Genomic DNA, 20,418 nt, shown 5'->3' on the forward strand with positions numbered 1-20,418 from the left:
GGCCTCGCAAAGAGCGGATGGAAACCCAGCGCTCCAGAATATCAGCCCGCCCCTGCCGCCCCCCCTGTGCGGCCGGTCACAGACCCCTCGCCCCTAGCGGCGCTTCCACAGGTCGAAGGGCTGGGTCCCGATCAGGAGGTTGAAGCTGCCGCTGGTGGGACCCGCGCCTTCGGGCGTCCTGAACTTGAGGAATCCGTAGGCCAGCTCCACGTAGAAGTTGGACAGGGTGGTCCGCAGCATCAGGCCGGTGCCCTGGGCCCGGCGATTGGCGTCGGCCTGGAACAGGTCCCCGTGTTCCCGGGAAACCCAGGCGAGGTCGAACCGGGGGACGATCTCCACGGTGAGCCCGAGGCCCGCGTAGATCCGGTAGGGAAGGCCGAACCGCGCCGCGGCGAAGTTGGGCGCCACGTAGCCCACGGCCCGGGACCCGATCACGAACGAGGGACCGCCCAGGACCCACCAACGGTCCAGGGGCAGGCGGCGGCCCATCCCCCCTTCCAGGTCCACGTCGAAGCCCAGGGTGTCGTGGAAGGAGTGGATCCCCCGCGCCCGGAAATAGGCCTGCTGGAAGTCCGCGGCCGGGAGCTCGCCGGCCTTCGCCTCGCCCACGCCGAACCGCGCCCGGAGCAGCAGCCCTTCCCGCGGAAGGGTGTGGCGGTCGAAATTGTCCCACTCGCCGGACAGGAAGGCGGCGTGCTGGACCTGGCTGCGGCGGACGCCGTTTTCTTCGAAGGTCGCGTCCCGCCGCCCCACGTCCACGCTCGCCTTGCCGGTGCCCAGGTTGCTGAAGCGGAGGTACGTGCGCACCGACAGGTCGGAGGCGCTGATGCGGCTGTCGATGCCGCTGCCTGAAAGGGCGGGAGAGGGCCAGCTGAGGGCCGTCTCCAGGCGCTGCCGCCAGTAGTCGGCGCTGAATTCAAGCCCCGCGCCGGGCGAGAAGCCGAAGGGGCTGCGCAGAGCCAGGGCCATCTGCTCCTGCAGGCGGTTGCGGGCGGCGGACAATTCCGCCTCGGTTCCCTTGAAGCCCAGGTTGAAGGCCCGGTAGGCGAGGCCCACCTGCCCGCCGAGGCTGCTGTCGTAGCCCAGGGAAATGTCCAGCCGGTCCCGCTTCCGGGGAACGGGCATCAGGGTGAGGACCGTCCCCTTCCCCTCTTCGGGGCGGATCAGGTAGTGCAGTTCCTCCAAATGGAGCCGATGCTCCGCCAGAATGATCCGCTTCTGGAGCACCTCGGGCTGGAAGGGCCGCCCTTCGAGGTCGCCCAGGATCCGCCGCAGGTGCAGCTCGTCCACTGTGGCGCCGGTCCGGGTCTTCACCTCCACTTTGCAGATGACGGGCTCCCGCAGGACCAGCCGCAGGCGGCCCGTGGCGGAATCGAAGCCCGAGCCCCGCGCGTCCACCAGAGGATTGCCCTCCATCATCAGCCGGTAGACCAGCTGGGAGATGGCCCGGCCGAAGACCTGGGGATTGAACGGCGCGCCAATGGGCATCTCCGCCAGGGCCTGGCGGACCCGGGGCTGCCACGCTTCGGGAACCTCCAGGTCGAGGGCCTCCACCTGAGGGAAGGGGCGCATGTGGATGGTCAGCGCCCCATCCGGATCTGCCGTGGCCCAGGCCTCGGCCGCCAGGCCATGGACCAGAATCTGCTGCAGGAGGATCTGCACGTCGCGCAGCCAGTAGCCGCCTTCGGGGCGGCTCGCCAGGGTGACGGTCAGCAGCCCTTCCAGGGCCTCGCCCAGGGGATAGGGACTCTCGAAGGCCAGCCGCGACGCCTTGACGACCTCCTTTCCCCGCCAGCGGGAGCGCAGCAGGTCGGACAGGGCGTGCTGCCGGGCGTCGAAGGCCTCCCGCCCCTCGCGGATCAGGCGGGGCGCGAGCGTCCCGTACTCCAGGAACGGAGCCTCGCGGATGTCGGGGCGGATGAGGAAGTCCGCCGCCGCCCGGCTCTCCCACTGGCGGCGCTCGATCACCAGATCGAGGCTGCGGGAGGCCACGGAATAGATGCTGGTGGCCGGGCCGCGCGCCATGGGCGAGCTGATGTCCACGCCGATCACCACGTCGGGATGGAAGATCTCCTTCGCGGTGGACACCGGCAGGTTCTCCACCAGCGCGCCGTCCACGTACTGCTGCCCGTCGATCAGGACGGGCCGGAAGCCGCCGGGAATGGCCATGGAGGCGCGCACGGCCTCCACGAGGTCGCCCTGGCCGAAGATCCGCCCCTGGCCGGTCTCCAGGTTGGTGGCCAGGACGCGGAGGGGCCGGCGGAGGTGGTCGAAGTCCCCCTGGGAGAAATAGGTCCCGCGGGCCAGCAGGCCCTGGAGGGTGTGCTGGACTTCCACACCGCTGCGCAGCCCCTGCGCGAGGCTGATGTGGCCCTTCTCCCGCTCCACAGCGAGGAAGGTGGATTCCTGGTCCTGCTGCTCGCTCAGGGTCTCGCCCGGCACGCGGAGGAGCGGCTCCAGGAAGGCGCGGGTCAGATCCAGGCGCAGGAACAGGTCCTCGATCTCCCGCCCCGAGAAGCCGCTGGCGTAGAGGGCGCCCACCAGGGCCCCCGCGCTGGTGCCGGTGACGCTGTCCAGGGGAAAGCCCAGCTCCTCGAAGCGCTGGATGACGCCGATGTGGGCCAGGCCCCGCGCCCCGCCGCCGCTGAGGGCCAGGGCCACCCGCGGCATCCCCGGGATCACCACCCGCGGGGCGAACCGGAACACCATGTCCGGCGGCTCCACGGTGACTTCGATCCGCGACGGCGCTGCCGGAGGCGCCGCGGGCGCCGGGCCCGCCACGAGGGCGGACGCGGCGATCAGCCAGCCCAGCGCTGGAAGTCTCATGCGAGGACCGCCCGCTGCGCCTCCATTAGGGCCGCGCAGCCCGCCAGTCCCAGGTCGATCAGCCCCGCGGCTTCGGCGCGGGTGAAGGAGCGCCCCTCGCCGGTGCCCTGCAGCTCCACCAGCTCCAGCTCGCCGCCCGCCGTCGGTCGCGCGGCCACGAGGTTGCAGTCCACGGCGGCCCGGTGGTCCTCCTCGTACTCCAGGTCGAGGATCAGCCCCCGGCGGCCGTCGCCGGACTCCACCACGCCCGCGCTGACGGCCGCCACCTGGCGGACGAGGGCGCCCTCCAGGCCGCGGGCCCGAAGCGCCAAGGCCACCGCCACCCACGCGCCCGTGATGGCCGCGCAGCGGGTGCCGCCATCGGCGTTCAGGACGTCGCAATCCACGGTGAGGGTCCGCTCGCCCAGGGCGGCGAGGTCCACGGCCTGGCGGAGACTCCGCCCCACCAGCCGCTGGATCTCCACGGTGCGCCCCTGCTGCTTCCCGCGCGCCGCTTCGCGGTCGGACCGCGTGTTGGTCGCCGCCGGCAGCATCCCGTATTCGGCGGTGAGCCAGCCTGTGCCGCGCCCCTTCATCCAGCCGGGTACTTTCTCCTCGAGGCTGGCGGCGCACAGGACGTGCGTCCGGCCCAACCGCACCACGCAGGAACCCGCGGCGTGGACCTGCACGCCTTTCTCCACCCCGAAGGGACGCAGTTCATCGGCGCGGCGCATCAGCGGCGGCCTTCGGGCTCGATCTTCTCCACCCGCCCCTGGTGCCTTCCGCCTTCAAAAGGTGTTTCCAGGAACGTTTTGAGGTAGTATTCCGCCTTGAGCGGATCCGTCAGCCGCTGGCCGAAAGCGATGGCGTTCGCGTCATTGTGCTGCCGCGCCAGTGCCGCGTGCTCAGGGGAGGTCACCAGGGCGCAGCGGATGCCGGCATGGCGGTTGGCCGCGATGCTGATCCCGATTCCGGACCCGCAGACCAGCACCAGGCGCTCCCACCGATCCCTTCCTTCCGCCGCCCGGTGCGCGAAATCCGGATAGTCCACCGACGCAGGGCCGTCCGTCCCGAAATCCACCGCCTCGTGTCCCTGCTCCACTGCCCAGGCTTTGAGCCGTTCTTTCAGGTCGAATCCCGCATGATCGCTCGCAAATCCGATTCGCATCGTCCGCTCTCCCGCCCCTCAGCCTACCGCCTCCCGACGGGCGCCGCTTCATGCTGAATCCCTTCCTCCAGTACCGACCCCAGGATCGCGGTTTCCTCCTGTGCATGCCCGAGGCGGTCGGGCCCTCCGATTGGACCCGCGCCCTCCGCAGCCTGCCCGGCGAACTCCAGGGGCGGGAGCGCCTGACGCCCGCCAAGGCCCAGATCTTCCTGGCGGACGGCGCCCTGGTGGAAATGCACGCGGTGCCCCTCCGTTGGCAGCGCGCCTACCCCTGGCTGTCCTCCCTGGCGCTCCGCCCCGGGAACGCGGGGCCGACGCTCCGCTACTGGGCCACGGCGCTGCGCCTCCTCCAGTCGCTGGTGGTGCGCGGCGCGCTCCTGCCGCAGCTCGACACGCGCACCAACCCCTGGAAGGCCCGCTGGGGCGTCAGCCTCACCAGCCCCGCCGACCGCGCCGCCCTCCGCCAGCTGACGCTGGCCACGCCCCCGGCGGCTGTGGCCTTTCCCGAGAACGACGTCTGGGCCTTCACCAAGACCCTGGCCCTGGGGGATCTGGACGCCTTCGACATCGAGGATGAACTGGCCATTCCCCCCACGGCGGATGCGGTGGTCACCGCCTTCCTGGAGGACGGCGCCGATTTCGTGATGCGGTTCGTGGCGGGCGGCCTGCGGGCGGGCGAGGATCCCCGCCTGGGGCTGGTGCACCGCCTGCGCGGCCACAAGCGGGACCGCCTCCCCTGGGACGAGCGCCTGATGGTGGCGCTGTCGCATCAGCTTCCCGAATTCCCCACCATCGGAATCACGGAGCGCACCCTGGGCGAGCAGCTCGCCCAGTGGAGCGAGGGCGCGCGGCCCCAGTGGGTGCGCCCCAGCCTCCGCCTGGAGGCCCCGCCCGTCCCCACCGCCGACCGCGCCGTCCAGGACGCGGATCGCCTGGCGGAAGAGGGCTGGATCCTCAAGGTGGGCCTGGAAACCGAAGCCGGCGCCAGCCTGGGCGTGGCCCAGCTGTGGGAACCCTCCACCGAGCCGGAGGTCCTCCAGGCCCGCCAGGCGCTGCTTCGCGGCCTCGCCCGCGCCGTGCCCTTCTTCCCCGCCGTGGAGCGGGCCCTCTCCGGCCAGCGGCCAGAAGATCTCGTCCTCCGCCCGACGGAGGCGTGGAGCTTCCTCACCCGCGGCGCCGCCCAGTTGAAGGAAGCGGGCTTCCTCGTCCACATCCCCGAGGGCCTGGCCGATTTCGGCGGGGCCAAGCGCCTGCGCGCCAAGGTGCGCCTGGGCGCCCGCAACGTGGAGGACGCCGAACCCCTGGCCCAGGTCGGACTGGAGGGCAGCGTCAGCGCCGACTGGTCGCTGATGCTGGGCGACGACGCGCTCAGCGTCGAGGACTTCGCCCAGATGGCGAGCCTCAAGCACCCGCTGGTGGCCTGGAAGGGCAAGTGGGTCGCCCTCGACCCCGAGACCCTCAAGCAGATCTCGGCCGTCATCCAGGCCAGCCGCGGCGCGGGATTCGAGAGCATGACCAAGGGCGAGGCCCTGGCCGCCGCCCTCACCGGCACCGCGCGGATCCCCGGCGTCAGCGAGGCCATCGAGGTGGAAGTGGCCGGCGATTTCGGCGCCGCCCTGGAAGACCTCAAGGTCCTCCCGGACAAGCCCATCACCCAGCCCGCCAGCTTCCAGGGCCAGCTGCGCCCCTACCAGCTCCGCGGGCTCGCGTGGCTGGAGGGCCTGTCGCGCCTGGGCCTGGGCGGCATCCTGGCCGACGACATGGGCCTGGGCAAGACCATCCAGGTGCTGGCGCTCCTCCTTCACCGCCAGGAGCAGAGCCCCAAGCAGGGGCCCGCGACGCTGCTGGTGTGCCCCACGTCCCTGCTGGGCAACTGGGAGCGGGAGCTGGCCAAGTTCGCGCCGACGCTGCCGGTCTTCGTCCATCACGGAAACAACCGCGATCGCCTGCCCGCCGCGTTCAAGCCCCACACCCTGGTGTTGACCACCTACGGCGTGGTGCGGCGGGAGGAGGAATCCTTCGGGTCGCGGCCCTGGGGCATGGTCGTCGTGGACGAGGCCCAGGCCATCAAGAACGCGGGATCGGCCCAGGCCAAGGCCGTGCGGCGCCTGCGCGGCGGATTCCGCCTGGCGCTGACGGGCACGCCCATCGAGAACCGGCTGACGGAGCTGTGGGCCATCCTCACCGCCGCCCTGCCCGGCTACCTGGGGAGCGAATCCCAGTTCAAGGAGCGGTTCGCGGCGCCCATCGAGAAGTACCGCGATCCGGACGCCGCGGCGGAACTGCGCCAGCGGATCGGCCCCTTCATCCTCCGCCGTTTGAAGAGCGACAAGGCCATCATCCAGGACCTGCCCGAGAAGCAGGAGATGAAGGTCTTCACCACCCTCAGCCGCGAGCAGGCCGAGCTGTACCAGTACCGCGTCGCCCAGATGGACGAGGAGCTGGACGCCGCCACGGGGATCGAGCGCCGGGGCCGCATCCTGGCGCTGCTCACCCACCTCAAGCAGATCTGCAACCACCCCAGCCAGTTCCTCAAGGCCCAGGGCCCCTACCGCGGGCGCAGCGGCAAGCTGGACCGCCTCACGGAGATGCTGGAGGAAGTGGTCGAGGCCGGGGAGCGGGCGCTGGTCTTCACGCAGTTCAAGGAGATGGGCGACCGCCTGCAGGTCCACCTCCAGGAGGCCCTGGGCTTCGAGCCCCCCTTCCTCCACGGCGGCACCTCGCGGGAGGGCCGCGACGAGCTGGTGCGCAGCTTCCAGGAGGACGCGGATTCCTCGCCCGTCCTGCTGCTCAGCCTGAAGGCCGGGGGCGTGGGTCTGAACCTCACCGCCGCCACCCACGTCTTCCACTTTGACCGCTGGTGGAACCCCGCGGTGGAGGACCAGGCCACGGACCGCACCTACCGCATCGGGCAGACGAAGAACGTCCAGGTCCACAAGCTGATCACCATCGGCACGCTGGAGGAGAAGATCGACGCCCTGCTGGAATCCAAGCGCGACCTCGCGGATCGCGTGGTGGGCACGGGCGAAGGCTGGCTCACCGAACTGGATGACGACGCCCTCCGCCGCCTGGTGGCGCTGGATCCGGACGCCGAACTGCTCGATCCCGACGAGGGGAACGGCGAGGAATCCGTCCGGCCCGTCCGCCGCCGCAAGGAGGTGGAGCCATGATGAGCCACGCCGACCGCTTCGGCGCCACGTGGTGGGGCCGCCTCTGGATCCAGGGCCTGGAGCGCCTGGGCGACGACTACGAGAATCGCCTTCCCCGCGGGAAGAAGTACGCCGAGGACGGCCACGTCTCCCACTTCAACGTCCAGCCCGGCGAGATCCAGGCCCGGGTCCACGGCCGCAAGACCTACAACGTGACCCTCGGCCTGCCCGCCCTGACCTCTGCCCAGTGGGAGAAGGCGCTGGCCCGCATCGCCCAGGAGAGCCGGTTCGTGGCCTCCCTCCTGACCGGCGAGATGCCCCAGGGGTTGGACGAGACCTTCCGCGAAGCGGGCGCCAGCCTCTATCCGCGCGTTCCCAAGGAACTCCAGACCCACTGCGACTGCCCCGATTGGGCCAACCCCTGCAAGCACGTGGCCGCTGTGTGCTACGTGATGGCCGAGGCCCTCGACCGCGATCCCTGGCTGCTGTTCGACCTGCGGGGAAAGAGCCGGGACGAGGTGATGAAGGCCCTCCAGGCCGCCCTCGACGCCGCCGCCGTGGCCGCCCCCAAGAAGCGGGGCCGTCCTCCCAAGAAGAAGCTGACCGTCGTGGATCTGCTGCGGCGGGAGCACGATCAGCCGGAGCGCTGGCAGCGGCTGGACGACGACGCCTACGATGCCCTTCCGGCGGCCCTTCCCGAGGTGGGCATTCCGCGGATGATCCCGCCCGATCCCTCCGTGTTCACCCAGCTGGGACCCCTGCCCCACGCCCGCATCGAGACCAGCCTGTGCTTGGCCGCGCTCATGCACCGGACGGCCCAGTGGGTGCTCCAGCAGATCGAGGAGGGGCCGCGCGGCCTGGACGGCGAAGGCGACGAGGCCGAAGCCGATTTCGAGCAGCCCGCCTCCCCCTTCGACGCGCCCATGACCCCCGCCCCGCGGCCCGGCCGCAACTGGCGCCACAAGAAGCGCCGCTGGGGGAAAAAGAGCGGCCAGTGAGCGCCTCCGGCAAAGCCCCGCGCCGCCGCGATGCTTCGCCGGGCCCGGATCGCGGAGTCCCTGCTACGCTCACTTCGCCCCGCTTGCCTCGCTCGCCGGCCCTCTTCGTCCGGTGGTGGGGTTTTGTGAGGCACTCTAGGTTCCAGGAGCTTCCATGCGCACCATCGCCACCCCGAACGCCCCCGCCGCCATCGGCCCCTACAGCCAGGCCCAGATCTCCGGCGGCCACCTGTTCACCGCCGGGCAGATCCCCCTGGTGCCCGAGACCATGGAGATGGTGACGGGCTCCATCGAGGCCCAGACCGAGCAGGTCATGAAGAACCTCGCCGCCGTCCTCGCCGCCGCCAACACCGGCTGGGACCGCGTCGTGAAGACCACCGTCTTCCTCACCGACATGGCCGATTTCGGCGCCTTCAACGCCGTCTACGAAAAGGCCCTCGGCACCGCCAAGCCCGCCCGCAGCACCGTCCAGGTGGCCGGCCTCCCCCGCGGTGCGAAGGTGGAAGTGGAGCTCATCGCCGAGGTGTGAGCTCCGGAGCAAAATTTCACAGAGAGCCGAGGACGGGGCAGATGGCGCCGTCCTCGGCTCTCTTGTTCCCGAATTAGGAAAGATCAGCACTGTGCGGATACCCGGGTTGAGTAGCTCCAACAAAGACCGACGGAAAGACGGTAATTGACGATCCTCTATGGGTCCACCAGCCCCACGCCGGTGAGTTCGTCATTGCGTTCCGTCCTCGTGATTCGTGAACCGGCGGAAGCTCTTCTCGTCACTTCCTCCCATCCGCTCCCCAAACGGCAGGCTCTTCTGTCGTCCGATCACCGTTCCGGCCGCGTTCGTCAGCACGCTCGGCGTCCCGAGGTGGTCCCCCTGGAGGTAGACCCTCCCACTCGGACGGTCCTCGCAGATCAACTGCCCGAACCCGTAGATCAGGTTCTTCCGCCAGACGAATGCTTCCGGGATTACCACCGTGACGGTGACCGACGCAGTCGCCGTTCCCGCGCTGTTCGTGGCTATCAACAGGTACGTCGTCGTCTGGCTCGGGCTCACCAGCACGCTCGTGCCCGTCACCGGCATTCCCTTCAATGTCAGGCTCGTCGCGCCCTGAGTGGACCAATTCAGCGTCGCGTTGTTTCCCTGGTTGATCTGGCTCGGCGCCGACTGGAAGCTCACGATCACGGGCTTCTGCGTCACGCTCACCGAATAACGATTTATTGCAGTAATGTCAAGTTTCTGGGGCATCACAAGCTTTCGTAGGCCCCTATAATGTTTATTGACCAACTCTGAAAGCACGCATATTCGTGAGGTCAGGCATATCGTTGCTAGTTATCAAAGAACAAAATATTCTTAATTTTAGAGAATGTGCTTGTTTGGGCGCATTACTTCAATGGCCTGAGGGTCACTGGCCCGTAGGAGCTTTCAGGTAGGCCCTTGATCGAATTCATCGTAATCCTGGCTGCTTCTGGACTCAGCACTAGGTTCCCCCAGAAGTAGAAGTCATTCAGGCGATCAAAGATGACTTCTTTCTCTGGATCCCGCTTAGAATCAAGGATTTCAACAGTCCAGGCCTGGGCATGGTAGAGCCCGAAATCTTTCTCCTTTGTGTCTTGAAATGCATTGATGGTCCAGAAGTTATAGACGAACAAATCCAGATTTCGATGCTCCACCTGATAGAACCAAATTCGACCCTTGACTGGCATTTTTCCCTGGACATGAACGAACTGGCCATCGATCTTCAGGGAGTTGCCACGTAGAGTGACCGTTGGAGCTTTCGATTCCTGCGCCCACATCATTGCAGGAGCCACAACGGAAACAACCAAAGTGATCAGTCTCAATCGGTTCATCGGGCTAGTCCTCATTAAAGAAATCCGTGTGGCCAATGATCAATGAGTTATCTCTGAGCTGATGCTTTGGCCCATTTGATCGCCATTGATCTCTCCCACCTATATCGTAGAGCATTGAGGCTCCATTCCATATCTGGCGGAATCTAGTGAGAGTCGTCTTTCTGTCGTTATAGCTCCCTAGCTTTTGCACAGCGTATGAATACTCAGGGCTATCGACCGTCCCCGCGAGGATCTTACCGATACGACCGGGATTGATAGCCAAGGCTGTGAACTGATTTGGGGCACTAATCAACTGAAGCATCAGATTGTTTTGCAATCCGGGCTGGGAGACTCCATCCTTCTGGCCCCAATTTGCTCCGTTTTGAGCTTCGATCATTCGATTAACAAACGCGATGGCTCCAGCTTGAACTGCCGCAGGACCTTCGCCTCGGAACTCCTGGGCCAACACGGCGGCTACCAGTTGGACAGCTGTAACTTCGAGAGAAGTTGGAAGGCCCAATTCCTTTAACGTAGCTTGCGAAAGATGCTGTGTGCCCTCTCCGCCGGTCATACCGAGCAGAGTACTCATCAGCATTCCGTAGCGTCCCCCACCTTCACCTGTTTGGGCGGGTTGGACGGCGGTCGATCCTGCGGCAGTATTTTCCGAAGTCCACAATCCAAAAGGGTTGCCCATGGTGAATGCTGAATTGCGATTGGTGCTTCCCCCCGACAAACTCATTGGATCTTCAAACCAGGTTATCCAGCCCTCCTGACCATACTGCGCATCCAGAACCAACGGGGTATGGGAGTTTCCGGTCCCCTCCCTCATCCCATCCGGATCGGTCTGAGTGATGGGCTGGTTCGACACGTAGCTGTAGAGGTTCAGTCCGTCGTCGCTGTGATCGTACGCCGGGTCCACCTGAGCGAAGCGTCCGTACGTCGGCAGGTACATCCGCGCCTGCATGTAGATCGGTAGTTGCGTTCCGTCCTCATGGTTCGTGAACCGGCGGAAGCTCTTTTCCCCTGACCCGAGCATCCGCTCCCCAAACGGCAGGCTCTTCTGTCGTCCAATCACCGTCCCGGCCGCGTTCGTCAGCACGCTCGGCGTCCCCAGGTGATCCCCCTGGAGGTAGACCCTCCCAGTCGGACGGTCCTCGCAGATCAGCTGCCCGAACCCGTAGATCAGGTTCTTCCGCCACACGAATGCCTCTGGAATCACCCTTTATCTACTTTCGATCGACTCGCTGTAATATAAATCTATTTCTAACAGCAAGAGCTGAAAACAATGCTACTGGGATAGCCAAAATCAAAATACACCAGACAACCATATCTAATCTCTTACGCTTAGAAGAAGGAAGTAGTTCGAAATCCAAAAAACGCCTTTTTATATCAGACAATCCAGGGCTTAACCACAAAATCATTAAGGTAATGAAAATAAATCCAAATAAAAACATTAAAGCAACCACGGTAGGAAAATGAATGCCGATTATTAATTCCAAAACAAAATATAACGACATTAAATAACAAGCCAAAGGCAGGCCAGGAGCTGCCGCAGCTTGAATTAAAGAAATTTTTTCCATAGATTTGAAAGAAGATTTAAAATTTCTATATACAAACCATACAATATAAATATATATATTTATGTATATTATTAAAAACTTGGAGATTTTTTTAGATGAATGAATGTTATCTGCCTCTTCTATTTCCATCACTTTTATCTCCTAATGGTAATTATTATAATAATTACCCGTGGCAGTTAGTGCATTTCCAAACCAATTATTTCCATAGAACCCGCCTGCATCTTTGAACATTTGGCCCCAACCACCATCATTTCTCCAATTAGATTCAATAAATGTTTTCGCCCCAGAAATAATTAGTCCGCCAGGGCCTGCAAAGGTTGCCAATCCTGTAGCGGTAAGATCGAAGGCTCCTTTTTCTGGAAGCACCTCCCCATCGGCGACCTGTACAAGGGACAATCCTGCCGAAAGAGCAGAAAAGCCATAGCCAGCGTTTTGAGCGATGGAAGATATCCTAGCAACTTTCACATATTGATTCCCAAAAAAACCTAAATACATTCGTCCCAGATTTGAACCTGAATATGCGATAGTCATGCCTGGAGTCCCATACAGAAGACCAGTCATTCCCCAACCAGCAACTCCTAAACCATTTTGCATTGTGGACAAATTTATTTGAGGGTTCCAGTCAGTAACCTCAATAGCCACTCCCACCACAGGAACATTAGATTTAAGCACATTGCCATTAGTTATATCAAAAAGTTCTGCCGTTGAGACCGACGATACTTCGACTCTCCCCGGACCTGTTTCAGCCCCTTGATTACCCGCTGATTGCGCTGCGGGAACGTCATAAGAAGATGCTCCTAATGACCCTCCCCATACGGAATAAGGATTGGTCGAACCCCCTGACATGCTCATGGGGTTCTCAAACCACGTTATCCAGCCTTCCTGGCCATATTGCGCATCCAGAACCAACGGGGTATGGGAGTTCCCGGTTCCCTCCCTCATCCCATCCGGATCGGTCCGGGTGATGGGTTGGTTCGACACGTAGCTGTAGAGGTTCAGCCCGTCGTCGCTGTGGTCGTAGGCCGGATCGACTTGAGCGAAGCGTCCATACGTCGGGAGGTACATCCGCGCCTGCATGTAGATCGGCAGCTGCGTTCCGTCTTCGTGGCTTGTGAATCGCCGGAAACCCTTTTCCCCCGACCCGAGCATCCGCTCCCCAAACGGCAGGCTCTTCTGCCGCCCGATCACGGTCCCCCCGGCGTTCGTCAGCACGCTCGGCGTCCCCAGGTGATCCCCCTGGAGGTAGACCCTCCCAGTCGGACGGTCCTCGCAGATCAGCTGCCCGAACCCGTAGATCAGGTTCTTCCGCCACACGAATGCTTCCGGAATCACCACCGTGACGGTGACCGACGCAGTCGCCGTCCCCGCGCTGTTCGCCGCCACCAGCGTGTACGTCGTCGTCTGACTCGGGCTCACCAGCACGCTCGTGCCCGTCACCGGCATTCCGTTCAATGTCAGGCTCGTCGCTCCCTGCATGGACCAGCTCAACGTCGCGTTGTTCCCCTGGTTGATCTGGCTCGGCACCGACTGGAAGCTCACGATCACGGGCTTCTGCGTCACGCTCACCGTCACCGTAGCCGTCGCGGTTCCCCCCAGGTTGCTGGCCGTCAGGGTGTACGTCGTCGTGGCTCCAGGCAAGACATTTACGGAACCTGCAGCTCCTGCATTTCCAACACCCTGGTCAATGAATACGGACGTAGGATCATTCCCCACCGTCCACGCCAGCGTGCTGCCCGATCCCACGTTGATCGTGGTGGGGCTCGCTGTGAAGGTGATCACCGGCCGGTTCACCACCGTCACCGTCACGTCCCGCGTTACGAACTTCGTGGGATCCAGCGTGTTCGTGGCCTTGAGCGTATAGGTCGCCGTGGCGGCCGGGGCGACGAACTGGCTGCCGTTCTGGGCCACCGCCCCTCCGGAGAGGGTCACGGAGACATCCCCCACGCCGTTGCTTACGCTCCAGCGCAGGGTGGTGCCCTGCCCCGCCCCGATGGCCGAGGCATCCGCCGTGAAGCTCAGGATGGTGGGCACGGTGGGACGGGGGTTGACGGTTACCGTGGCCGCGGCGGTCCGGGTGACGCTCACCCCATTCAGGGTGTTCACGGCGGTCAGCGTGTAGGTGGTCGTCCCACTGGGGCTGACGCTGCGGCTGCTGGACCCCAGGACGCTTCCGATGCCCTGGTCCAGGCTCAGGGCGGTCGCATTGCCTGCGCTCCAGTTCAGGGTGCTGGGATCCCCCTGGTAGACGGCGGTGGGGTTGGCCCAGAAGGACGAGATGATCGGCGGCTGGACCACCGTCACCGTGACGGTGGCCGTGGCGGTTCCTCCCGCATTGCTGGCGAACAGCGTGTAGCTGGCGGTGGAGGCGGGATAGACCGCCACGCCGCCACTGGCGCCCACGCCGCTTCCCGCCAGGGTGACGGTGCTGGCACCGGCGACGCTCCAGCTCAACGTCGAGCCGGAGCCCGAGGGGATGGTCGTCGGACTGGCCGTGAAGCTCTGGATGACCGGCGCATCCGGCAGCACCGTGATCGTCACGGTGGTGGATGAGTTGGTCCAATTGATCTGGTAGTTGTTGCATACCCGATTTCCGGCATCATCCCATCCCCAGGTGAGGCATCGCCCCTGGCTCGGCAACCGCGTCGTCAAAGTGGCGGTGTAGGTGCCCGCCGCCCCGTAGGCGTGGCTCGTCGCCCAGCCGCTGGCAGTGGCGCCGTCGCCGAACGTCCACGAGCCGGCGTCCCCATCGGGGGAATTACCCGCAAACATCACCGTTTGATTGACCCGCACCGTGACCGGCCCCGAGGGGGAGGTGATGACGGGATTGGTACCCAGCGACGCGGTCGTCATTTTGGAGGACGCCTTGGCCGCGGCCGCCAGGGCCTTGGCCTGGGCCGTGGTGACGACGGCGGGGGTCTTCTCGAAGACCGACAGGGGTTCCCGGTTGAAGCCGTACACCGTGTATTGAATCGAGCCGTCGGGCTTCATCCGCTTGAAGCGCAGCCCCTCGCCGCTCAGAAGGTAGGATTCAGCGTAGGCCACGGCCCCATCCTGGCTGATGACGCGCCCCAGGGCATCGTAGGCCCAGCTGGTGAGGGTGGAGGGATCCCCCGGCACCGCCCACACCTGCTTCATCCGGCCCTGGCCATCGTAGTGGACGCCGGTATTCACGCCGGCGAGGGTGGTGGACGGAAGCCGGTTGTCGGTTCCAAAAGTGAAGCCGCAGGTCACCGCTTCCGCGGGGAGAAGCCCCACGAGGGCGCTCGATTCGACGGACGCGCGGTTTCCGTAGAGATCGTACCCGTAGAGCTGCTGGATGCGCTCGCCGTTCACGCCCTGGATCACCGCTTTGGAGAGGCGCCCCAAGCCGTCGTATTCGAAAGCATCCGCGCCCCGGCTCAACATGCGCCCGTCGTTGGACCAGGCCACAGCCGCGTCCTCGACGGTGGAGCCGCCCGCCCCCTGGATCACCCGGGACAGCTCCTGATCCCCGTTGCGCTGCCAAGTCGTCGTCGCGGCATTCGCATAGGTGAGGCGCTCTCCTTCCTCCCCATTGATGGTCTGGTCGTAGGCCATGGACGCGACGTTCGATTCCCCGTAGGTGGGGCCGTACCCCACGCCACTGGGCCGGTGGAAGGCGTCGTATCCGCGCGTCACCGCGCCGCCGCCCTGTCCGTTGAAGGTGGGGTAGTATTCCCGCACCACGTTGCCGAACGCGTCGAAGTCGCGGCTCACCGTGAAACTGACCGTTCCGTCCGACGTGGTCTTTGAATTCAGGCGAGAGAGGTCGTCATAACCATAGGTTTCGGTGAGATTGCCATAGGCTTGGGTCTCGATGCGGCTGTGGAGACGACGCAAGCCGTCGTAGCCGAGGGTGGTGGTCGTCGCCGCTCCCAGGCCCGACGTGGTGATGATGTGCGCCAGCCCTTCGTTGGGGTCGCCCACGGGATAGAGGTCGGTGATGACGGTGGTGGCGTCGGTCCCCGAGCCCTTGGTCACCTTCAGGGCCTGGCCGCCCGCGGTGTGGCTCTCGAAAAGGGTGGTGCCTTCCTCCGGCTGGGTCTGGCTCAGCAACCAACCCATCTCGTTGTGGGTATAGGACCGGACCTGGCCTCCCCGCCGCACTTCCTTCAAGCGGCCATAGGGATCGTAGGCCAACTGGGTGAGTTGGGTCATCCCATCCAGCGACCGGATGACCTGGCCAAGGTCATCCTTCAGCGTCTTCTGGGTCACGTAGGTTTCGATCGTTCCCACTTTTCGAAGAAGGTTGGTCGTAGCCAGCCAGCCCGTCTGACCATCGAGGATTCCCGCCTGCGGACGGTTGAAAATGGCCGTGACGACGCCGCGGGTGTTCTTCGTCTGGAGCACGAAACCATCGAGGTCGTAGCTCGTTTCGCTGTACTTCGGCGTGCTTCCGGCTTTCGTGGGCAGGGACTCCCGGATCTTCTGCCCGTACCCGTCGTATTCGGAATAGACCGTCCGCTCCGCCGCCGTGCCCTTGGCCGTCGTGACCGCCACGGTTCGCCCGAAGGCATCCAGGCGGGTCTCCTTCACCAGATCGGAGCCATCCGCACCGGGCGCGTGTTCCCTCACCCAACGGCCCGCCGGATCCCATTCCTTCCAGGTCGCGGTGGCGGCCACGGCCCCTTTCGCTTCTCTCACGGTTTTCCAGGCGCGCCCATAGGCGTCGTACAGCACGGTCGTCCGGATCCCCTCGGGTGAGACGATGGCCTTCACCCTACCGAGGGTGTCGCGCTCCTCCGTCGCCCACCGGGAATCGGGCCGCTGGCGCACGCCGGTCCGCCACAGGCCGGTGTACGCGAAATCCTCGCCGATCCGTCCCGAAAGCGAAGGCGAGGAACCGGATGGACCCGTGACGCGCCGAGTGGTGCTCTTCACCTCGGGCCGATCCGAATCCAGCGTCTGCTCCAGGGTGGCCGTATAGCCGCCCGTGACCCCCGTGATCGAGGTCGCGCGCCCGAGGGAATCGTTCTGGTAGGACTTCGATCCCAAATCCACCGAAGCGACGCCGCGCAGCGCCGGATAGTTGGTTCCCCCGACATTGGAGCCCGCCGACTGCTTGAGCAGCAGGACCAGGTCCGAATTCCAGACGGCGGAAAAGGCGCCGGACCGGACGATCCCCCCCGAGGCCTGGTCGCCCTCGGGGAGGGCTCCTGCGCGCCATGCGGCGTTTGCCGGTTTGCCGGTCCCGTCGTAGGCCGTCAACCCATCGGGAGCGATGATCCGGCGCTGCGTGCCGAAGATCCGTCCCGTCCAGTTCAGTTGTTCGGATGTCTCGGTGGGGCCTTCCCCGGCGGGCCTCTCGACGATGGTGCGGGTGGCCACGGGAGAGAGGGCGACCTGGCCCACCACATCGCCATTCGCGTTCATGGGGCTCTTCAAAGTCCAGCCGTCATGGGTGATCTTCTTCCGGATCACCTCGGTGGTTCCGGACATGGTCCCCTGCAGCTCCTGGACGACCGTCGACAGCGCGAACAAGGCCATCTGCCGCTGGTCGCTTACGGCCTGGTCCGGGGCCCCAAAAACGCCCACGGGTTGGGCGTGGATCAACCGGGTGAAGCGGTACGAGGTTCCCGCAGCCGGCTGCGGGTGGATCCTGATTTCGGTCTGATACGCCGTGCTGGTCCAGGCGATGGTCTTGTTCGTGGTGTCGTAGGAAGCGGGCTTGGGATAGGTCCTCAGGAATTCGATGAAGGATCCGCCCGTTTCTCCTGGAACCGTGGAACTGAATGTCGCCGTGCTCAACCCGGGATTTCCCTCCCCGATTTGAACGTTCCCGGTACTGGTGTAGGTGACCGGCTCGAATCCCTTCCAGTTCCCCTCGGGACCAAAACATTCGTACACCGGGACCGGCACTCCTGCCCCGGGAAATCCCGAGGTTGCCGTCCATTGGTATTCGATCTTGCTGCCGCCCCTCGATTCAAGGGTCGAGAGCCGGGTATTGCCGAGCATCCAGGTGAGGGTCCAATCGTTGCCGCTCAAATCCGCACGGGACACGGACGTGAGCATCTGGCCCCGCCAAACCTCATCGACGCTCGTCATCTGGATCGTGGCCAATCCCATGTTGTTGGTGATCGACCACGAGGATCCCGAGCCGCCAAAGGTCAGGACATGTCCCAGGGAGGATGAAAGGGTCGCGCCGGTTAGGGTGCCTAGGGTCGCGTCGAACGTATTGTCGAGGCGGACCCAATCCCCCCACCGATTTCGAATCTCCATGGAGGGACGGGCCTTCTGCTGGATGTTCTGGCCGGCATCATCCTCGAACGAGCTCCAGAGGGCGGTATCGCCCTGAATGATCGCCATCCGGGGGCCGAACACCCGGTTGTCCGCGGGCGGAAAGTAGGTCTCGGGAGTCCACGGCTTGGGTGGAACCGGGGCCTTCACCCGCCACGCGGACACCACCAGATGGCTGGTCCCATCCTCACTCGTAAAGACCGTGGCGCCAAAATAGGGGGTGTAGCCTTCCTCCAGAGTGCCGATCCTCTCCGCCCCGGTGCTGAGACCGCGATCCGAATACCACTTCTGGACAGCTGCCGGCGTTGCCGTGGTATCTAGAGGGGCTCCGCGGAGAAAGGTCACCTTCTCGTGCCCGAGGGTCACGATGACTCGGTTTCCCGTCTGGGTGCTGTCCCAGGTGGGCCACTGATACGCATCGAAGGAAGCGGTTCCCAGTCCTTCCGTATGCCACACGAATCCGATCGGAATCCGGCCCGGCAGCGTAGGACCGATCGGGAGGTTCAACTTCATCTCACCCGTGACCGCATCCACCTGGGCGGGGCCCACGGGAATCCAGCGATGGGCCGGCTCGATCGAGGTATTCCCCTGACCGGGCTCGCCCGCAGTCAGGGCCCGAACCAACAGGAAGAGACACGCCGCCAATCCTTGCCGAACCCTCATGGGCCCCTCTTTCGTCTGGGTGATCGATAGGAATTGATCATAGATTTTTTTCCCAATCAATGAAAAACAACCATGCCATCGACTTTCTTTACGCCCCCCGCACGCAGCTTGATCCAGTCCTGGCTAAAGCAAAGAAGACGCGTGCTCTCTACCTGGCGCTAAGGAAACCCAGCCGCAATCAATCCTTCCTTGAGCAGAGCCACCAGGACTCCTCTTTCCCCTGTTCAAGCATTCACTCATCCCCAGCTGGGGATCCAGTCAACCCTTGGAGTCCTCTCAGAGGCTCGCTCATGTCCAAAAAGAGCTCAGCCAGCCTGAATCAAAACCCTCATGGGGGTTTCCAATTCAGACTGGCTGAGCAAACAGGACCAATCTTTACAAATCGTGGAAGTAATCCCGGATCAGCGGGGTTCGCTGGGCTCCGGGCGGGGCACCGGACCATGGGGGCCACGCGGGCCGTGGCCGGGGCCCTTCTTGGACAGCTTGTCGAACTGCGCCTTCTGCTCGGGCGTGAGGACGGCCACGATCTCCTTTCGGATGGCACGGTGCTCCAGCAGCAGATCGAACTGGGCGGCGGCGGCCTGGTCGTGCAGGGATTTCAGGGCCTTGTCGTCGGCGGAATCGCCCGCCAGGGCCTCATGCAGGGCCTTGCCGGCCTTTTCCGCCGCGGCGCCCTTGGCCTTGAAGACCGACTTGTGGCTTTCGTGGATCGCCTTCACTTTGGCCTGCTGGGCGTCGGTGAGCCCCAGCTCGCGCAGGGCGCGGAAGTCGGGATGAAAGCCCATGTGGGGATCGACATGGGGACCGGACCGGCCGGGCTCGGGACGGGGACCCGGTTCGGGCGCCTGGGCGGAGAGGCCGAGACCGATGACCGACAGAATGACCGCCAGGGCGGCGGGCCGATGGGAGGGGGTTCGCATGAGTCGCTCCTGGAAGCGGACGGACCGTCCGTCCTCTCCTAGATGCGATCCGGGCCGGAACGGTTGACGTTTCCCGCCGGATGGCGAAAGCGCGCCTCCCAATGTCCGGGGGTCCGGGCCGCACGGCCTATTCCTCCTCCGTCTCCCCGATGTCCTCCTCCACGGCCTCCCAGCGGCGATGGGCTTCGAAGGCGGGATCCTTGAGCCGGGTCAGGAAATCCGTCATGCGCGGCGCCCAAAGGGCTTCCGCCGCCTGCGGAGCCGGAACGTGGGACAGCAGATCCGCGGGGGCTTCCTCCAGGCAGAGCTGGGTGAGGATCAGGCTCTGGCGGTAGCTCTCGCCCACAGGCGTGAGGTTGGCCGCCAGGGTCTCCAGGGTCTCGGCGAGGGGCGCATCCTCGGGCAGCGTCCCGGCCTCCGTCTCCAGGACCTCCACGGCTTTGAGGCGCGCCGCGATCAGCTTCAGGTGGAGCCGCTCCAACTCCCGGCGGGCGGCCCCTCGATCCAGCGCGTGGGCGGCGTCTTCCAGATGCGGGTGGAGCTTCCGGAACAGAAGGGACAGGGCGGTTTCCGCGGGATTCAAAGGCTGGGCTTCCGTCATCCCTCCAGCGTAACCCGCCGCCTCCGCTCGGATCCCGTTGAACGGCCCCCGCCCGTGCCTCAGCATGGACCCAGGAGTTGTCCATGGTCCCATCCGATCTCCTCGACCCGGTCACGCTCCAGAATCTGGTCGATCTCGACGATGGAGGTCCGGGACTGCTGTCGGAGATGCTGGCGATTTTCCGCGAGGACACGCCCCGCCGCATCCACGACATCCTCCAGGCCATCCAGCAGGGGGATTTCGACGGCCTCTCCCGGGCGGGGCACGCCCTCAAGGGCGGCGCGGGCGCCCTGGGCGCCAAGGCGCTCCGCGGGCTGGCCGCGGATCTGGAGCATCTGGGCCGGACCGGCTCCGTGGACGGGGGATCGGACCTGCCCCTCCATCTGGAGGCCACATTCCAGGCCAGCCTGGCGGCCCTGGAAGCCTACGTCGCCGGCATGGAGACGAACGCCGGCTGA

General features: G+C 64.9%; 14 protein-coding genes. 4 read left to right on the plus strand and 10 right to left on the minus strand.

What is annotated here, in order from left to right; genetic code table 11:
- Positions 1–93 precede the first annotated feature (93 nt).
- The 3 genes from RAH39_RS13530 to RAH39_RS13540 are packed head-to-tail and all read right to left on the minus strand — an operon-like array spanning position 94 to position 3,973.
- Positions 94–2,826 (minus strand): patatin-like phospholipase family protein, encoded by a 2,733-nt coding sequence (locus RAH39_RS13530; protein ID WP_306590655.1) that lies wholly within the window; start codon positions 2,824–2,826, stop codon positions 94–96.
- Complete coding sequence (gene rph, locus RAH39_RS13535) at positions 2,823–3,539, minus strand: ribonuclease PH (RefSeq protein WP_306590656.1); 717 nt, start codon at positions 3,537–3,539, stop codon at positions 2,823–2,825. The genes RAH39_RS13530 and rph overlap by 4 nt, the downstream gene beginning before the upstream one ends.
- Complete coding sequence (locus tag RAH39_RS13540) at positions 3,539–3,973, minus strand: RpiB/LacA/LacB family sugar-phosphate isomerase (protein WP_306590657.1); 435 nt, start codon at positions 3,971–3,973, stop codon at positions 3,539–3,541. Before RAH39_RS13540 ends, rph begins: the two co-directional genes overlap by 1 nt.
- Positions 3,974–4,023: 50 nt before the next feature.
- Here RAH39_RS13540 and RAH39_RS13545 point away from each other — a divergent pair, with 50 nt between their 5' ends.
- From RAH39_RS13545 to RAH39_RS13555, 3 genes are all read left to right on the plus strand, one after another.
- A complete protein-coding gene (locus RAH39_RS13545; RefSeq protein WP_306590658.1) occupies positions 4,024–7,143 on the plus strand; it encodes a DEAD/DEAH box helicase in 3,120 nt (1,039 codons plus the stop codon).
- Positions 7,143–8,120: an SWIM zinc finger family protein gene (locus RAH39_RS13550; protein WP_306590659.1), complete on the plus strand. Its 978-nt coding sequence runs from the start codon at positions 7,143–7,145 to the stop codon at positions 8,118–8,120. The genes RAH39_RS13545 and RAH39_RS13550 overlap by 1 nt, the downstream gene beginning before the upstream one ends.
- Before the next feature lie 154 nt (positions 8,121–8,274).
- Complete coding sequence (locus RAH39_RS13555) at positions 8,275–8,649, plus strand: Rid family detoxifying hydrolase (RefSeq protein ID WP_306590660.1); 375 nt, start codon at positions 8,275–8,277, stop codon at positions 8,647–8,649.
- 189 nt (positions 8,650–8,838) lie between these two features.
- On the opposite strand, the gene RAH39_RS13560 is transcribed toward RAH39_RS13555, so the two are convergent.
- The 7 genes from RAH39_RS13560 to RAH39_RS13590 all read right to left on the minus strand — a co-directional run bounded on the left by RAH39_RS13560 (position 8,839) and on the right by RAH39_RS13590 (position 19,960).
- Positions 8,839–9,360, minus strand: coding sequence for an immunoglobulin domain-containing protein (locus RAH39_RS13560; protein WP_306590661.1), 522 nt, complete (start codon positions 9,358–9,360; stop codon positions 8,839–8,841).
- Positions 9,361–9,497: 137 nt separating this feature from the next.
- On the minus strand, positions 9,498–9,953 hold the full coding sequence (locus RAH39_RS13565) for a hypothetical protein (protein ID WP_306590662.1): 456 nt from the start codon (positions 9,951–9,953) through the stop codon (positions 9,498–9,500).
- Positions 9,954–9,966: 13 nt separating this feature from the next.
- Entirely contained in the window at positions 9,967–11,040 is a 1,074-nt protein-coding gene (locus RAH39_RS13570; protein WP_306590663.1) for an RHS repeat-associated core domain-containing protein, read from the minus strand.
- A gap of 127 nt (positions 11,041–11,167) precedes the next feature.
- The gene (locus RAH39_RS13575; RefSeq protein WP_306590664.1) at positions 11,168–11,650 is read right to left on the minus strand and encodes a hypothetical protein; all 483 of its coding nucleotides are present in this window, start codon (positions 11,648–11,650) and stop codon (positions 11,168–11,170) included.
- A gap of 12 nt (positions 11,651–11,662) precedes the next feature.
- Positions 11,663–18,439 carry an RHS repeat-associated core domain-containing protein gene (locus tag RAH39_RS13580; RefSeq protein WP_306590665.1) on the minus strand — a complete coding sequence of 2,259 codons (6,777 nt, stop codon included), beginning with the start codon at positions 18,437–18,439 and terminating at the stop codon, positions 11,663–11,665.
- Between the two features lie 401 nt (positions 18,440–18,840).
- Positions 18,841–19,359 carry a Spy/CpxP family protein refolding chaperone gene (locus RAH39_RS13585; protein WP_306590666.1) on the minus strand — a complete coding sequence of 173 codons (519 nt, stop codon included), beginning with the start codon at positions 19,357–19,359 and terminating at the stop codon, positions 18,841–18,843.
- Positions 19,360–19,486: 127 nt separating this feature from the next.
- Positions 19,487–19,960, minus strand: a complete 474-nt coding sequence (locus RAH39_RS13590) for a hypothetical protein (RefSeq protein WP_306590667.1) — start codon at positions 19,958–19,960, stop codon at positions 19,487–19,489.
- Positions 19,961–20,043: 83 nt separating this feature from the next.
- Here RAH39_RS13590 and RAH39_RS13595 point away from each other — a divergent pair, with 83 nt between their 5' ends.
- Positions 20,044–20,418: an Hpt domain-containing protein gene (locus tag RAH39_RS13595; RefSeq protein ID WP_306590668.1), complete on the plus strand. Its 375-nt coding sequence runs from the start codon at positions 20,044–20,046 to the stop codon at positions 20,416–20,418.

This window comes from Geothrix sp. 21YS21S-4, assembly GCF_030845995.1.
Classification (GTDB): Bacteria; Acidobacteriota; Holophagae; order Holophagales; family Holophagaceae; genus Geothrix.

Excerpts from the sequence above, each read along its gene's own strand:
- RAH39_RS13530 (WP_306590655.1), bottom strand. The coding sequence starts at position 2,826 with ATGAGACTTCCAGCGCTGGGCTGGCTGATCGCCGCGTCCGCCCTCGTG.
- rph (WP_306590656.1), bottom strand. The coding sequence starts at position 3,539 with ATGCGCCGCGCCGATGAACTGCGTCCCTTCGGGGTGGAGAAAGGCGTG.
- RAH39_RS13540 (WP_306590657.1), bottom strand. The coding sequence starts at position 3,973 with ATGCGAATCGGATTTGCGAGCGATCATGCGGGATTCGACCTGAAAGAA.
- RAH39_RS13545 (WP_306590658.1), top strand. The coding sequence starts at position 4,024 with ATGCTGAATCCCTTCCTCCAGTACCGACCCCAGGATCGCGGTTTCCTC.
- RAH39_RS13550 (WP_306590659.1), top strand. The coding sequence starts at position 7,143 with ATGAGCCACGCCGACCGCTTCGGCGCCACGTGGTGGGGCCGCCTCTGG.
- RAH39_RS13555 (WP_306590660.1), top strand. The coding sequence starts at position 8,275 with ATGCGCACCATCGCCACCCCGAACGCCCCCGCCGCCATCGGCCCCTAC.
- RAH39_RS13560 (WP_306590661.1), bottom strand. The coding sequence starts at position 9,360 with ATGCCCCAGAAACTTGACATTACTGCAATAAATCGTTATTCGGTGAGC.
- RAH39_RS13575 (WP_306590664.1), bottom strand. The coding sequence starts at position 11,650 with ATGGAAATAGAAGAGGCAGATAACATTCATTCATCTAAAAAAATCTCC.
- RAH39_RS13580 (WP_306590665.1), bottom strand. The coding sequence starts at position 18,439 with ATGAGGGTTCGGCAAGGATTGGCGGCGTGTCTCTTCCTGTTGGTTCGG.
- RAH39_RS13585 (WP_306590666.1), bottom strand. The coding sequence starts at position 19,359 with ATGCGAACCCCCTCCCATCGGCCCGCCGCCCTGGCGGTCATTCTGTCG.
- RAH39_RS13590 (WP_306590667.1), bottom strand. The coding sequence starts at position 19,960 with ATGACGGAAGCCCAGCCTTTGAATCCCGCGGAAACCGCCCTGTCCCTT.
- RAH39_RS13595 (WP_306590668.1), top strand. The coding sequence starts at position 20,044 with ATGGTCCCATCCGATCTCCTCGACCCGGTCACGCTCCAGAATCTGGTC.